The sequence below is a fragment of the Streptacidiphilus fuscans genome, assembly GCF_015690355.1.
In the GTDB taxonomy this organism is placed as follows: Bacteria; Actinomycetota; Actinomycetes; order Streptomycetales; family Streptomycetaceae; genus Streptacidiphilus; species Streptacidiphilus fuscans.
Genome location: NZ_JADPRT010000016.1, coordinates 131,340 through 145,609 on the forward strand (window position 1 = coordinate 131,340; position 14,270 = coordinate 145,609).

Annotated in this window: 13 protein-coding genes; 2 read left to right on the forward strand and 11 right to left on the reverse strand. The window is 70.7% G+C overall.

What is annotated here, in order from left to right; all coding sequences use genetic code 11:
* The gene (locus I2501_RS30955) at positions 1-558 is read left to right on the forward strand and encodes a TetR family transcriptional regulator (RefSeq protein WP_328806766.1); all 558 of its coding nucleotides are present in this window, start codon (positions 1-3) and stop codon (positions 556-558) included.
* Positions 559-587: 29 nt separating this feature from the next.
* On the opposite strand, the gene I2501_RS30960 is transcribed toward I2501_RS30955, so the two are convergent.
* From I2501_RS30960 to I2501_RS30985, 6 genes are all read right to left on the reverse strand, one after another.
* Positions 588-1,982, reverse strand: a complete 1,395-nt coding sequence (locus tag I2501_RS30960) for an FAD-binding oxidoreductase (RefSeq protein WP_196197616.1) — start codon at positions 1,980-1,982, stop codon at positions 588-590.
* Positions 1,983-2,013: 31 nt separating this feature from the next.
* Positions 2,014-3,408, reverse strand: coding sequence for a M1 family metallopeptidase (locus I2501_RS30965; RefSeq protein ID WP_215910168.1), 1,395 nt, complete (start codon positions 3,406-3,408; stop codon positions 2,014-2,016).
* Positions 3,409-3,810: 402 nt separating this feature from the next.
* On the reverse strand, positions 3,811-4,926 hold the full coding sequence (hppD, locus tag I2501_RS30970) for a 4-hydroxyphenylpyruvate dioxygenase (protein WP_196197618.1): 1,116 nt from the start codon (positions 4,924-4,926) through the stop codon (positions 3,811-3,813).
* Between the two features lie 214 nt (positions 4,927-5,140).
* Positions 5,141-5,959, reverse strand: a complete 819-nt coding sequence (locus I2501_RS30975) for a S16 family serine protease (protein WP_328806767.1) — start codon at positions 5,957-5,959, stop codon at positions 5,141-5,143.
* A 77-nt stretch (positions 5,960-6,036) separates the two neighbouring features.
* Positions 6,037-6,690 carry an IclR family transcriptional regulator gene (locus I2501_RS30980; protein WP_196197619.1) on the reverse strand — a complete coding sequence of 218 codons (654 nt, stop codon included), beginning with the start codon at positions 6,688-6,690 and terminating at the stop codon, positions 6,037-6,039.
* A gap of 495 nt (positions 6,691-7,185) precedes the next feature.
* The gene (locus tag I2501_RS30985; RefSeq protein ID WP_328806768.1) at positions 7,186-7,860 is read right to left on the reverse strand and encodes a response regulator transcription factor; all 675 of its coding nucleotides are present in this window, start codon (positions 7,858-7,860) and stop codon (positions 7,186-7,188) included.
* A 300-nt stretch (positions 7,861-8,160) separates the two neighbouring features.
* On the opposite strand from I2501_RS30985, the gene I2501_RS30990 reads away from it, so the two are divergent.
* The gene (locus I2501_RS30990; protein ID WP_196197620.1) at positions 8,161-8,589 is read left to right on the forward strand and encodes an SsgA family sporulation/cell division regulator; all 429 of its coding nucleotides are present in this window, start codon (positions 8,161-8,163) and stop codon (positions 8,587-8,589) included.
* A gap of 51 nt (positions 8,590-8,640) precedes the next feature.
* Here the strand turns inward: I2501_RS30990 and I2501_RS40800 are convergent, their stop codons facing one another.
* The 5 genes from I2501_RS40800 to I2501_RS31015 all read right to left on the reverse strand — a co-directional run bounded on the left by I2501_RS40800 (position 8,641) and on the right by I2501_RS31015 (position 14,152).
* The gene (locus tag I2501_RS40800) at positions 8,641-10,134 is read right to left on the reverse strand and encodes a sensor histidine kinase (protein ID WP_196197621.1); all 1,494 of its coding nucleotides are present in this window, start codon (positions 10,132-10,134) and stop codon (positions 8,641-8,643) included.
* A gap of 64 nt (positions 10,135-10,198) precedes the next feature.
* The gene (locus I2501_RS31000) at positions 10,199-11,992 is read right to left on the reverse strand and encodes a DEAD/DEAH box helicase (RefSeq protein WP_328806769.1); all 1,794 of its coding nucleotides are present in this window, start codon (positions 11,990-11,992) and stop codon (positions 10,199-10,201) included.
* A gap of 85 nt (positions 11,993-12,077) precedes the next feature.
* A complete protein-coding gene (locus I2501_RS31005) occupies positions 12,078-12,473 on the reverse strand; it encodes a type II toxin-antitoxin system death-on-curing family toxin (RefSeq protein ID WP_196197623.1) in 396 nt (131 codons plus the stop codon).
* Positions 12,470-12,667: a ribbon-helix-helix protein, CopG family gene (locus I2501_RS31010; protein WP_196197684.1), complete on the reverse strand. Its 198-nt coding sequence runs from the start codon at positions 12,665-12,667 to the stop codon at positions 12,470-12,472. Before I2501_RS31010 ends, I2501_RS31005 begins: the two co-directional genes overlap by 4 nt.
* 102 nt (positions 12,668-12,769) lie before the next feature.
* Complete coding sequence (locus I2501_RS31015; RefSeq protein WP_328806770.1) at positions 12,770-14,152, reverse strand: MFS transporter; 1,383 nt, start codon at positions 14,150-14,152, stop codon at positions 12,770-12,772.
* Positions 14,153-14,270 lie beyond the last annotated feature (118 nt).

The window sequence follows — 14,270 nt, forward strand, 5'->3', positions numbered from 1 at the left end:
GTGCTCGACGCCGCATACGCGCAGGTGGCGGCGGAGGGTTGGGGCAAGCTCGGCATCGCCGGGGTGGCCCGCGCCGCCGGGGTGAGCCGGCAGACCGTCTACAACGAGTTCGGCACCAAGGACGCCATAGGCCTCGCCCTGGTGGAGCGTGAGGCCGAACGCTTCATGATCGGCATCGCCGCCGAACTGGACGCCCACCGCGAGAGCCTGGAGGCGGCGGCCACCGCGGGCGTCACCTTCGTACTGCGCGCCGCGGCGGACAACCCGTTGATCAAGGCCGTGATGACATCAGCCCGCGGCGGGGACGAGCACCTGCTCACCTATCTGACCACCCGCGGCGAACCGGTCTTCGACACCGCGACCGCCATGCTCGACGCCTACGCCACCGACGCCTGGCCGGAGGTCGACGCGGAGTCGCGGAGCCTCGCGGTCGAGGCCATCGTCCGGCTGACGGTCAGCCACATCGTGCAGCCGCTGGCCGCGCCCGAGCAGTCGGCGGCCAGGATCGCCAAGATCACCGCCCGCATCGCCTACCCCGACTGGCAGCGCCCCGGCTGAGCCGCGCTGCGTCTCGCAGCCGAGCAGGCTCAGAACAGCTTGCCCGGGTTCATGATCCCCAACGGGTCGAAGACCCCCTTGAGCTGCCGCTGCACCTCCAGGCCGACCGGGCCCAACTCCCGGGCCAGCCACTCCTTCTTGAGCAGGCCGACGCCGTGCTCGCCGGTGATCGTGCCGCCCAGGCTCAGCCCCAGGCCCATGATCGCGTCGAAGGACTCACGCGCCCGCGCGGTCTCCGCCTCGTCCTTCGCGTCGAAGACGACCACCGGGTGGGTGTTGCCGTCGCCCGCGTGCGCGCAGACGCCGATGGTCAGGTCGAACTCGCGCCCGATCCGGTCCACGCCCGCCAGCATCTCGCCCAGGCGGGAGCGCGGGACCGCCACGTCGTCGATCATCGTCGTCCCCAGCCGGTCCAGCGCGGGCAGCGCCAACCGGCGAGCCTCCAGCAGCAGTTCGGACTCACCGCTGTCCGCCGCCGGGACCACCTCGGTCGCGCCCGCCTCCCGGCACAGCTCGCCGACGGCCGCCAGGTCGGAGGCCGGATCCAGGCCGTCGAAGCCGACCAGCAGCAGCGCGGCCGTCGAGTCGGGCAGGCCCATCTGCGCCATCGCGTTGACCGCGCGGACGGTCGTGGTGTCCATCAGCTCCATCAGCGACGGCGTGTGCCCGGCTGCCATCACCGCGCACACCGCCCGGCACGCCTCGTCCGTCGAGGCGAACTCCGCCGCCAGCACCAGCTGCGGCGGCGGCGCGGGCCGCAGCGCCAGCACCGCGCCGACCACCACCCCCAACGTGCCCTCCGCGCCGACGAAGAGACGCGTCAGGTCGTACCCGGCGACGCCCTTGGCGGTGCGCCGACCGGTCCGCAGCAGCCGCCCGTCCGCCAGCACCACGTCCAGGCCCAGCACGTACTCCGCCGTCACGCCGTACTTGACGCAGCAGAGGCCGCCCGCGCCGGTGCCGATGTTGCCGCCGACGGTGCACGACTCCCAGCTGGACGGGTCCGGCGGATAGCTGAGCCCGTGCCTCCCCGCCGCCCGCGACAGCTCGGCGTTGATCACGCCGGGCTCGACCACCGCGATCCGGTTGACCGGGTCGAGCTCCAGGATCCGGTTCATCTTCACCAGCGACAGCGCGACGCAGCCCGCGACCGTGTTCGCTCCGCCCGACAACCCCGTCCGCGCGCCCTGCGGCACGACGGGGACGTGCAGCTCGGACGCGGTCCGCATGACGTGCTGGACCTGCTCGACCGTCTCCGGGAAGACCACGCAGGCGGGCAGGGCGGACTCGCAGAAGCCCGCCATGTCCGTCCGGTAGGACGCCGTGACGTCCGGGTCCTCCACGACGGCGGCCTCGGGGAGGCCCTTGCGCAGTCGGTGGATCAGATCCGTCACGCCCAGATCCGTCGTGCGCAGATCAGTCATGCGGCATGCGCCCCCAATCAGCTCTCCACGTTCACATCTTCGCCGGTTTGCCCGACGTGTACAGCCATGTCGCGAAGAGAGAATCAAGGTTCTTGCCGGAGACGGACGCGCTGAGCGCCTCGAAGTCGGCCGTCGTGCCGTGTCCGTGCCGGTGATCGGAGGTCCAGCGCTTCAGGATCGCGAAGAACGCGGTGTCGCCGATCGCCTCGCGCAGCTCCTCCAGCGTCATCGCACCCCGGGCGTAGCTGGGCTCACCGAAGAGGTGCTGGAGGTCGCCCGGATTGCCTGCCGGGTAAGCCCAGAGCGGGTCGTTGGCCGGCAGCGCGTAGAGCGCGGCGAGGCGCGCCTTGGTGGACTTGCCGCCGTGGTCGGCGTCCCACATCCACTCGGCGTAGGTGGCGAACCCCTCGTTGAGCCAGATGTCCTTCCACTGGGTCACGGTCACCGAGTCGCCGAACCACTGGTGCGCCGTCTCGTGGACCAGGGTGTCGATGTCGGGCGCCTCGTCGTAGACCGGCCGGGTCTGCGTCTCCAACGCATAGCCGATCTTGCTGTCGTGCGCGACGATCGCCCCCGCGGCGTCGAACGGGTACGGCCCGAACCGGGACTCCTCCCACGAGATCACGTCGGACAGCTTGTCCAGGACCGGGTAGGCGTCGTCGGCCTCCTGCGGGTCGACCGCGACGTAGACGGGCAGCTTCGAATCGGTCCAGTACTGGTCCACGTCGAACCGCCCGACGCTGGCCGTGGCCAGGTACGCGGCCATCGGCGCGGACTCGTGCCAGGCGAAGGTGCTCCGGCCGTTCGCCGTGCGCTGGGTGCGCAGCACGCCGTTGGAGACGGCCGTGTAGCCCACCGGAACGGTGACCGTGACGTCATAGGTCGACTTGTCGATCGGATGCGAGTTGCAGGGGAACCAGGTCATCGCCCCTTGCGGCTCCCCCGCGACGAACGCGCCCTGCTCCCCCGGCTCGGCGATCCACCCGTCGAGGGAACCGTCGGAGTCGGTGATCGGCGTCGGCTTGCCGCCGTACGTCACCTCGATGCTGAAGTCCGCGCCCTTGGCGACGGTGCGCCCGAGGCTGACCTCCAGCTTCTGCCCACTCCGGCTCCAGCTCACCGGCTGGCCGTCGACGACCACCCGGCGCACGTCCAGCCCGAGCAGGTCCAGCCCGAAGGCCCCCAGGTCCTGCGTGGCGGTCGCGGAGAGGACGGCGTCGCCCTCGAGGTGCTGGGTCTTGGGAACGTACGCGAGCGACAGTGCGTAGTGACGCACATGCAGCCCGCTGGTGCCGGCAAGCGGCAGATACGGATCCCCGGCGGTGGCCGACGCGCCGGCCGCGGCTGGTGCGGCAGGCGCGGCGGGTGCGGTGGGCGCGGGCGCGGTGGGCGCGGGCGCGGTGGGCGCGGCACCAGCACCGAGCAACCCACCGCAGGCGAGGATGGCAGCGGTAGCGAGAAGAAGACGGTTCGTCACCTGACTAACCGTAATTTCGACGGACCGTCAGCTACCTGCGGAGATAGCCCAAAAGGTGAGCCAGATCACACCTGACGACGACCTCGGAGGGACGTGGCAAACGTCCAGGGGCGCGGGGAACTGCGCGAGCAACCACCCTGTGCGGATGGCCCTGCTCGTTCGGCGACACACCACACAGGGTGGCTTGTCGCGCAGTTCCCCGCGCCCCTGACGTTTGCAACTACCTGCGGGAGCACAGGCCCGGCTTGTCGCGCCCACGCTGGGGGTCCCCCCGCCGAAGGCAGGGGGAGGAGCCGCATATCAGCAGAGCCTCGCGCCCCTAAGTAGTGCAACTGCCTGCGAGAGCACCTGTTACAGGTTCCCGCGGAGCTCCTGCTCGCGCTCGATCGCCTGGAAGAGCGCCTTGAAGTTGCCCTTGCCGAAGCCCATCGAGCCGTGCCGCTCGATCATCTCGAAGAACACCGTCGGCCGGTCCTGGACCGGCTTGGTGAAGATCTGCAGCAGGTAGCCGTCCTCGTCGCGGTCCGCCAGGATCTTCAGCTCGCGCAGCTCGTCCAGCGGGACGCGCGTCTCGCCGACCCACTCGCCGAGGGTGTCGTAGTAGGAGTCCGGGGTGTCCAGGAACTGGACGCCCGCCGCGCGCATCGCCCGCACCGTCGCGACGATGTCGTTCGTCGCCAGCGCGATGTGCTGCACGCCGGGGCCGCCGTAGAACTCCAGGTACTCGTCGATCTGCGACTTCTTCTTCGCGATCGCCGGCTCGTTCAGCGGGAACTTCACCTTGCGGGTGCCGTCCGCGACGACCTTCGACATCAGCGCCGAGTACTCGGTCGCGATGTCGTCGCCCACGAACTCCTTCATGTTCGTGAAGCCCATGACCTTGTTGTAGAAGGCGACCCACTCGTTCATCTTGCCGAGCTCGACGTTGCCCACGCAGTGGTCGATGGCCTGGAAGAAACGCTTCTCCGGGGCGGCCACGATCGGCTCGCGGGCCACGAAGCCCGGCAGGTACGGGCCGGTGTAGCGGCTGCGGTCGACCAGCGTGTGCCGGGTCTCGCCGTAGGTGGCGATGGCCGCCAGCACCACGGTGCCGTGCTCGTCGGTCAGCTCGTGCGGCTCGACCAGGCCGGTCGCGCCGTGGGCGACCGCGTGCTCGTAGGCGTGGCGGGCGTCCGGGACCTCGATCGCGAGGTCGATCACGCCGTCGCCGTGCTCGGCGACGTGGCGGTTCAGGAACTTGCCGCGCTCGCTGGTCTCCTTGATCACGGAGGTGAACACGAAACGGGCGCCGCCCGACTCCAGGACGTAGCTCGCCGTCTCACGCTCGCCGTTCTCCGGGCCCGCGTACGCGACCAGGCGCATCCCGAACGCCGTGGAGTAGTAGTGCGCGGCCTGCTTGGCGTTGCCGACGGCGAAGACGACGGCGTCCATTCCCTTGACCGGGAAGACATCGGTCTGACTGCTCATGGTGGTGCACCTCCGGTGGGTGAGGCCCGATGCGCGTACCGTCCCGCCGATCCACGAGCTGCGCAACCATGGCCCTCAACGGTGCGCAAGCTGTACAGCTCTCCCCCCTACCGGGGTCACGAGCTGCGCAGACTGCGTACCAATCTCCATTCTGGAGCAGCACCTGCCACCAGGCAGCGCCCTACCGCTGCCGTGGCGGCGCCTCACCGCCGCCTCAGCAGTGCGGAACGGAGCCCGAGCCGGTCTCCAGCGCCTCCAGCGACTGGATCGCCTGGTCCAGCGTGTTGACCGGAATCAGCTGCATGCCCTTGGGCGTGTTGACCTTCGCGTCGCCGCACTCGCTCGTCGGCACCAGGAAGACGGTCGCCCCGTCGGCCGCCGCCGCGTGCGTCTTGAGCGCGACGCCGCCGACCGCGCCGACGTCGCCGCTGTCGGTGATCTCGCCGGTCCCGGCGATGTTGCGGCCACCGGTCAGATCACCGGCCGCGCCGGGCTTGCCGCTGCCGTTGCCGTGGAGCTCGTCGATGATCCCGAGGGTGAACATCAGCCCGGCGCTCGGACCGCCGACGTCGGCCAGCTTGAGGGAGACCTTGACCTTGTCCGGCGAGAGGTCGAGGTAGTTCAGCGCCGCCATGGTGGCCGCCTGCTGGGACTGGTTCATCTGCTGCTGGTTGGTCGCGTTGACCTGCGAGACGGACTGTCCGGGCGCGTAGACCGCGCCGCGCGGCACGACGGCCTTGGTCGGGTCGAACCACGCCTGCGCGATCTCGCTCAGGCTCGGGCTGTAGTTCGGCAGGGTGGCGGAGATGGTGACCATCCGGAGCTGGCCGTCGGTCTGCCGGGTGGGATGGCCGGTGATCGTGATCACCTCGGCCCCCTGGAAGCTGGCCAGGGTGTTCACCGAGATCCCCGGCTCCAGCACGGCATAGGGCAGGTGCACGGTCGTCGCGACGACGATCGGGGCGACGACGAAGGCACCGCAGAGCGCGAGCCGCGACCAACGCGGTGCGAGCCAGCTCAGATAAGGGGACACCCGGGAATTCTAGGCGGACGGGACAACCGCAGCCCCAAGGGGCACGTCGCGCGGGCGGGACCGGGCGCCGTTCGGAGTCACCGCAGGGCTTCGGCGACCTCGGTCGCCGCCTCGACGACGCGGATGCCCAGGCGCTCCGGCATGGTCTCGCCGAGGAGGAGGACGCCGACGCTGCCCTCGATCCCGCTGAGCCCGAGCAGCGGGGCTGCCGCGCCCCCCGCCACACCGCCGCGGTCCTCCGGGACGGTGGTGACGAACTCCGGATCCGGTCGCGTGCCGTACCGCAGACCGCGCGCGGAGACGATCGCGCGCCCTGCGGCGTTGTCGTCCAGCCCGTGGCGGACGCCGGTCCGGTAGGCGACGTGGAAGTCGGTCCAGCTGGGTTCGACCACGGCGACGACCAGCGCCTCGTTCCCGTCGACCAGGGTCAGGTGCGCGGTCGACCCCAGATCCTCGGCCAGGCTCCGCAGCGCGGGCAGCGCGGCCTCGCGCAGCAGCGGGTGGACGCGGTGCGAGAGGCGGAGCACGCCGAGTCCGACGCGGGCGCGGCCGCCGATGTCGCGGCGGACCAGCCCGTGCTGCTCCAGCGTGGCCAGCAGGCGGTAGACGACGGTGCGGTTGACCGCGAGTCGCGCGGCGAGCTCGGTGACGGTCAGGCCGCGCTCCGAATCCGCCAGCAGTTTGAGGACACGAACGCCGCGGTCCAGCGTCTGCGAGGTCTCTGCGGTCACGATGCGCGCCTCCTTCCGGGGATTCGGCTCCACCGGACGAACGTCGGCAGGTGCGAGGACCGTAATGACGATGCACCGCTCTGCGGAAGTCCCCGTCCAGATTTCGGTCACCATTCGTTATCCAAGAAGGGCCGAGAATTGGGCAAAGGTGCCCAAACGGAGAGTCTCCGGACGCCCGCGCGCCCGCCGTCCGGACACCCACCGGCGTCGCCGCCGCGCCGATCACCCGTGCCACGCCAGGGACTTCACCCCTTGCGCCCCTCCCACCACCGGGCAACGGTCACGTTCGGAAAACGATTCGTTCGCACATCGACCATATTCGCGATGCTCCGTTGGTAAGAACGGTGACAATTCGACGGAGAATCTCACTTCGTGGATCGGTTCACGATCTTTGAACGACGATCCGAACCTGCACGCGGACCGACGCCCGGCCGCACCGGACACGAACTGACGGGGCGCCAAAAGCCGCGCGACGCTCGGATGATCTGGGGCGGTCTAGCCGAGACGGAGCAGTCCTTCACGAACCGCGGTCGCCACGGCAGCGCCGCGCGTGTCCACTCCGAGTTTTGCGTAGATGCTCGCGAGATGGCCTTTTGTCGTGGCCTCGCTGATGTAGAGGCGGGCGGCGATCTGACGGTTCGGCAGGCCCTCGCCGAGCAGTTGCAGCACCTCCACCTCGCGGGAGGAGAGCGTGGGCGCGTTGCCGCGGACGCGTCTCAGCACGCGGCGGACCGCGCTCGCGCCGAGGACGGTCTCACCACGCGCGGCGGCGCGGATGCCGGCCAGCAGGGCCTCCGGGTCGGTGTCCTTACCCAGGAAGCCGACGGCGCCGGCGTCGATCGCCGCGAAGATGTCGGGGTCGCCGCTGTGGGCGCTGAAGACCAGCACAGCGGGGGGTTCGGGCAGTGCGTCCATGCGTCTGACCAGGTCGAGCCCGGCGGCGGTGCCCTGGCCGAGGTCGAGGTCGAGCAGCACGACGTCGACCCGGTCCGCAGGCACGGCGGCACGTTCGACGAGGGCGAACGCCTCGGCGGAGCTCCCGGTCTCGGCGACGAGGCGCATGTCGTACTGGTCCTCGATCAACACCCGCAGACCGAGCCGGATGGCGGGGTGGTCGTCGACAACCAGGACGCGCACACGGGCGTCAGCGTCCGGACCGCGAACTGCCACTTCCGCATCAACTCCTCGCCCTGGTTTCGGGACCAGTGTAGGGGGCACCCACCTTCAGCCGGGCGGGAATGGTTGGTTTCGGCCACTTACCAGTTCTTCACTCTCGCTGTCCAGGTTCGATCGGTTGGTTTTTCTGCACCCGTTCAGATCGGTTTGATCCCGATGCAAGGGGGATGAACGGGTTGTGACCAATCAGTAATGATCGTGGTCATGTTCAATCGCAAAGGTTCATGCACACCATCGGGCTGCACGACGGGGGGATTCCGTCCGGCACCCGCCGAAAGGTACGGACTGTCACTTATGAACAGCACGCTGCGTGGTCAGATCATCATGGAACTGGCAACCCGTTCAGGCATCAGTTTCCAGATCCCGGTCCGGCTGACCTTCGACCGCTCCACTCCCTGGGCCGTGGGCCTGACGTTCCTCCTGCCAGGCGACGACCCGGTCAGGTGGACCGTCTCGCGGGAGCTGCTGCTGGACGGTCTGAGCGATGTCGCGGGAGACGGCGACATCCAGGTGCGGCCGGTCGAATGGCTGGACCAGGACCTGATCGCGATCTCCCTGCGCTCGCTGGACGGCGAGGCCGAACTCCTGGCCCCGCTGGCCGCGTTGCACGCGTTCCTGCTGCGGACGGACCTGATCGCGCCCTTCGGCGAGGAGTTCCCGGAGGAGTGGCTGGACCGGGGCATCGCCGGCCTGCTCGGCACCGGCGCGGAGCTGCGCCAGTAGCTCCACCGGCAGTCGCGCGTACGGCCCCGGTCGTGGCCGAGGCCTGCGCGCCTACGCCATCTGCCGTGAGGCGAACGCTCCTTGGGGCAGACTGACCGACACCACGGTGCCGATGCCGACCCAGGAGGAGAGCGCCAGCTCCCCTCCTGCGCGCCGGACCCGGTCCCGCATCGCGCCGAGCCCGACGCCCACGGCCTCCACGGCCTCCATGGCCTGTTCCAGGTCAACGCCCGCCGTCGCGGGGGCCGTTGCGCCCGCCGTGTTCGCCGCAGCCGCAGCCCCAGCCGCTGCCACGCCCGCAGCCGCGCCCGCGCCCGCGTCTCCACCCGCGCCCGCCGCGTGCACCTCGCGCGCGGTGCACGGGGCACCGGCCACCAGGCCGGGCGGCAGGCCCACTCCGTTGTCGCGGACCTCCAGGGTGAGCTCGCCGTCCGCGTACCGGAGCGTCACGTCGACCCGCGTCGCCCAGGCGTGCCGCAGCGCGTTGTTGACCGCCTCCTGGGTCACCCGCAGCATCGCGCTCTCACGCGCCGGGGACAGCCGGAACGGCGTGCCGAGCACCAGGAAGTCCACTCGCGGCACGCGACTGCGGGCCGCGCTCCCCCATGCCTGCTCCGAGGCGGCCAGGCTCCGCCGCACCAGCGCGACGTAGCGCCGGACGGCCGCGGGCAGGCCGCCCTCACCCAACTCGCTGTAGGCGATGCCGTGGACCATGTCGCGGGCCTGGCCCAGCGCCACCGAGTTGATCTCGGCCGCCGCCCGCAACCGTGTGCGGGCCTTCTCCGCCTGGGCAGCCGACGGCAGCGACTCGTCCGCCGCCTTGAGCAGCATCGCCACGGCGGAGAGCTCCTGGGCGACGGTGTCGTGGATGTCCTGGGCCATCCGGCCGCGCTCCTCGACCCTGCCCTCCTCGCGCCCCTCGTCCCGGCCGCTCTCGTGGCGCGCCTGACTGTCCTCGTGGACCCGGCGCAGCTCCTCGACCAGCGCGCGGTCGCGGAGCCTGAGCAGGCGGATCAGCATCAGGCTGCGGGCCAGGCCGAGCGCCATCCCGGCGGCGACCAGCAGCCCGAGCGTGGGCAGGGAGCCGCTGGCGCCGTGGGCCAACGTGCGCATCACCAAGGCTGCGGCCGTCAGCCCGCCGACGACGTAGAACGGGCGGACCGGGAGGACCAGCAGGTAGACGAAGTAGAGCGGCGCGACCAGGATCTCGTACTCCACGCACACCACGGCGAGGGCGAGCCAGAGCGCGGTGAGGGCGACCAGCCAGAGCACCGCCTCCGGGCAGACCTCGCGGGCCGGGACCCACCGTCTCGCGTCCGCGCCGCTGCGACGGCAGACCTCCGGAGCCAGGGCGTAGACGGCGGCGAAGACCAGGCTCAGCGGAAGGGTGTGCGAGCAGGGACCGCTCCCGCCCCAGAGCCGGACCTGCACGGTGAGCGCCAGCAGCAGGGCGAGCACCAGCAGGTGCACCGGCGCCAGCAGCCCGCGTCCCGCTCGGAGGAGGCGGCGACGGGCCCTCTCCCACACGATGGCTGGCTGCGTCACCCTGTCCCCCTTCGCGGACCTGCCTGTTCGGCATACCCCGACGGTTGTACAGCCTACTTCGACCTCAATCGATCTTCGTCGCCCATTCCTTGATCTTTCCGATCCGTGTCTGGAGTTGGTGCGCCGACGCCTGGGCGGTGAGCGGTCCGCCGCAGATCCTGCGCAGCTCGTTGTGGATGGTGCCGTGCGGCTGGCCGGTGCGGTGGTGCCAGGCGCCGACCAGGCCGTTCAACTCCTTGCGCAGGTCCATCATCTGCTGGTGCGTGACCACCGGACGGTCCTCGGCCGGCATCTCCAGCAGGTCCGCCTCCTCGGCGGGCTTGGTCTTGCTGCGCTGGATCTGCCGGGTCTGCCGACGCTGCAGCAACAGCCGCACCTGGTCCGGCTCCAACAGGCCGGGGATGCCGAGGTAGTCCGACTCGTCCTCGGAGCCGGCATGCGCCTGCATACCGAACTCGGCGCCCTCGTACAGGACGCGGTCGAAGACGGCGTCGGACTCCAGCGCCTCCCAGGCCATCTCGTCGAGGCCGCCGTCGGCCTCGTCCTTCGTCTTCTCGGCCTCGGCGAGGAGCGCGTCCTCCTCGGAGAAGAGGCCGTCCTCGTCCTTCTTCTGCCGGTCGAGGATGTGGTCGCGCTGGACCTCCATCTCGTTGGCGAAGGTCATCAGCGTCGGCACGGTCGGCAGGAAGACCGACGCGGTCTCACCGCGCTTGCGCGCACGCACGAAACGGCCGACGGCCTGGGCGAAGAAGAGCGGCGTGGAGATCGAGGTGGCGTAGACGCCCACGGCGAGCCGGGGCACGTCGACGCCCTCGGACACCATGCGGACCGCGACCATCCAGCGCGAGGTGCCCTGGGAGAAGTCGGTGATCCGCTGGGAGGCCTCCGCCTCGTCGGAGAGGACCAGGGTGGCGCCCTCGCCGGTGATCTCGCGGATCATCTTGGCGTAGGCGCGGGCCGACTCCTGGTCGGAGGCGATCACCAACGCGCCCGCGTCCGGGATGGACTTGCGCACCTCGGTCAGCCGAACGTCGGCGGCCTTCAGCACGTTGGGCATCCACTCGCCGAGCGGCGAGAGCGCCGTGCGCCAGGCCTGGGCGATGGCGTCCTTGGTCATCGGCTCGCCGAGCCTGGCCGCGACCTCGTCACCGGCCTTGGTGCGCCAGCGCATGTTGCCGCTGTAGGAGAGGAAGATCACCGGGCGGACCACGTGGTCCGCCAGCGCGTTGCCGTAGCCGTAGGTGTAGTCGGCGAGGCTGCGGCGGATGCCGTCGCCCCCGGCCGCGTAGGTGACGAACGGGATCGGGTTGGTGTCGGACCGGAACGGCGTACCGGTCAGCGCGAGCCGCCGGGTGGCCGGCTCGAAGGCCTCCAGGCAGGCCTCACCCCAGGACTTGGAGTCGCCCGCGTGGTGGATCTCGTCGAGGATCACCAGCGTCTTGCGGTTCTCGGCCCGGTTCCGGTGCAGCATCGGGTTGACGCCGACACCCGCGTAGGTGACGACGACGCCGTCGTAGTCGCGCGGCAGCGGACCGCTGCTGTAGGCCGGGTCCAGCTTGATCCCTATCCGGGCGGCGGCCTCGGCCCACTGCTTCTTCAGATGCTCGGTCGGCGCGACGACGGTCAACTGCTGCACCACGTGGTTGTGCAGCAGGTACGACGCGAGCGTCAGCGCGAACGTGGTCTTGCCTGCGCCGGGCGTGGCGACCGCGAGGAAGTCGCGGGGCTGCTGCTCGACGTACTTCTCCATCGCGGCCTGCTGCCAGGCACGGAGTTTGCCTGCCGTACCCCAGGGCGCACGACCGGGGAAGGCGGGGGACAGATGGTGCGACGCATGGGAAGAGGCGGCGGTACTCACGGTCTCCGACGGGGTAGGCGGCTGGACAGGGCTGTCGGCACCCGCCCGATCCACCCCAGGCCCTCGGTCCGACAACCCGGCAAGCTTACCGGCGTGGCGGTTGGGTCTCGTGGAGCTCACGCAATCGACGGGCGATGTCGGCCACATCGTCGGCGGCGCCGGAGGCCACGTCGACCACGAGCTTGAAGGCCTCGTCCTGCTCGATCTCCAGCATCTCCGCGCCGTTGAGGTCCAGGAAGACAACGGTGCAGAGCCACGCGGTCCGCTTGTTGCCGTCGACGAACGGATGGTTGATGGCGAGGGACTGCAGCAGCGCCGCGGCCTTCTCGAAGAGGCCCGGATAGGCCTCGACGCCGTACATCTGGGAGCCCGGACGCGACATGGCCGATTCGAGCAGCCCCAGATCCCGCAGCCCCATCCGTCGCCCTCCGCAGGCGAGCTCGGAGAGGTCGAGGGCCTCCTGAACGGTGAGGTACTTCATTCGCCGAGCCTGCGCAGCAGCTCGGCGTGGCGGACGGCGTACTTGGCGCCGATGCGCTGGATCACTTCCTGGTCCCCCGTTTCTTCCAGATACCGGTCGATGGCCTGGAGCACTATCGCGTGCATGCTGCGGCCCTCACGCTCCGCGCGCTCGCGGAGGGCCTCCTGCTGGTCGTCACGGAGACGGAGATTCATCGCCATGCAACGAGGCTAACGCCGATGACCCCAGAGTGGTACCACTCGATCGGATGGTTCAGCTGCACCATCCCAGGGGCGGTGCACCTCCCCCTTGGCCGGTCACCGGGCCGCGCGGCCCGCGAGCGACGCGCCGATCGCGGCTATGGACGTCATCGCGACGAACACCGCCGTGAAGGCGGACGTCGTGCCCGTGCCGAGCGCGGTGAACAGCATTCCCGCGAGCGCCGTGCACAGGATGTTGCCGAGGGCGTCGCTGACCTGCAGCGCAGCGGAGTTCGCGCCGGTCTCCCGCGGCGCGGAGAGCTGGAACATCAGCACGCTGATGGTGGCGATCGCCATCCCCATGCCGAGGCCGCCCAGCACCCACGACCCGGCGACCAGCGCCCCCGGCGCGTCCGGCTGCGCCGCGACCGTGACGCCCGCGATGGCCACCGCCGCCGCGCCCAGCCCGCAGCGGACCAGGGTGACCCGGTGCCGCTCCGCCCACGGCCGACCCTGCAGCCAGGACCCGACGGCCCAGGCGATACCGCCGCCCGCGAGCGAGAGACCAGCCAGGGTCGGCGAGTAGTGGTGCTGGGTGACCAGCATCAGCGGGACGAACGCCTCCGCCGAGATGAACGCGCCCGCCGCGATCCCGCGCAGCAGGATCACCGTCGGCAGGCCGCGCCCGGCGCGGAAGGTCCCGCGCGGCAGCAGCCGCAGCGCGGACGGCACCAGCAGGGCCGCGCCCACCGCGGCGTACGCCAGCGACCAGAGACTCAGCCGCTGCCCCGCGTACTCCAGCACCCCCGCGCCCGTGGCCAGCGCGAAGGCCAGCCGGATCCGGCGCCGGTCCAGCGGCTGCCCCGCCTTGTCGCCCGGCGCGAGGCCGCGCAGTTGCGGCAGCATCAGCACCAGCGGCCCGACGATCAGAACCGGGATGGACAGGAAGACCCAACGCCAGCCCAGATGCTGCGTCACCGTCCCGGACACCAGCGGCCCGACCACCGACGGCAGCACCCAGGACGCGGCGAAGGCCGCCAGCACCTTGGGCTGCAGCCGCTCCGGGTAGCGGCGTCCGACGACGACGTAGAGCGCGACGATCACCAGCCCGCCGCCGAGGCCCTGGATCACCCGGCCGCCGACGAAGGTCCACATGGACGTCGCGGTCCCGGCCACCACCAGCCCGACGCCGAAGACCCCGATCCCCGCGCCGAGCGGCGCCAGCGGGCCGCGCTTGTCGCACCACTCCCCCGAGACCACCATCGCCAGCAGGCTCGCGGTGAAGAAGCCGGAGAAGGCGAACGCGTAGAGCCCGACCCCGTGGAGCGCGCGGGCCGCGACCGGCATGGCCGTGTTGACGGCGGTGGCCTCGAAGGCGATCAGCAGGACGCAGGCCACGATGCCCACGGTGAGCATCCGGTACGGCCGCGTCAGGATCCCGACGGAGCTGTCGGCTTGGTCAGCACGGTCGGCGTCGGTGGCGCGGTCGAGGGTGGTCACTGATCGAGTGTAAGGGGTGGATCCCCAATACGCCCCTGTCAAATGTTGCGCCGGATCACGGTCGCCGTTCCCCCCGTGAACTCTGCGCCGTACCCGTCGACCTGCCGCTGGGCAGCCC

Bases quoted from the DNA above. Each gene is read 5' to 3' on its own strand.
- I2501_RS30960 (WP_196197616.1), bottom strand. From the start codon at position 1,982: ATGACTGATCTGCGCACGACGGATCTGGGCGTGACGGATCTGATCCAC.
- hppD (WP_196197618.1), bottom strand. From the start codon at position 4,926: ATGAGCAGTCAGACCGATGTCTTCCCGGTCAAGGGAATGGACGCCGTC.
- I2501_RS30990 (WP_196197620.1), top strand. From the start codon at position 8,161: ATGAACAGCACGCTGCGTGGTCAGATCATCATGGAACTGGCAACCCGT.
- I2501_RS31005 (WP_196197623.1), bottom strand. From the start codon at position 12,473: ATGAAGTACCTCACCGTTCAGGAGGCCCTCGACCTCTCCGAGCTCGCC.
- I2501_RS31010 (WP_196197684.1), bottom strand. From the start codon at position 12,667: ATGAATCTCCGTCTCCGTGACGACCAGCAGGAGGCCCTCCGCGAGCGC.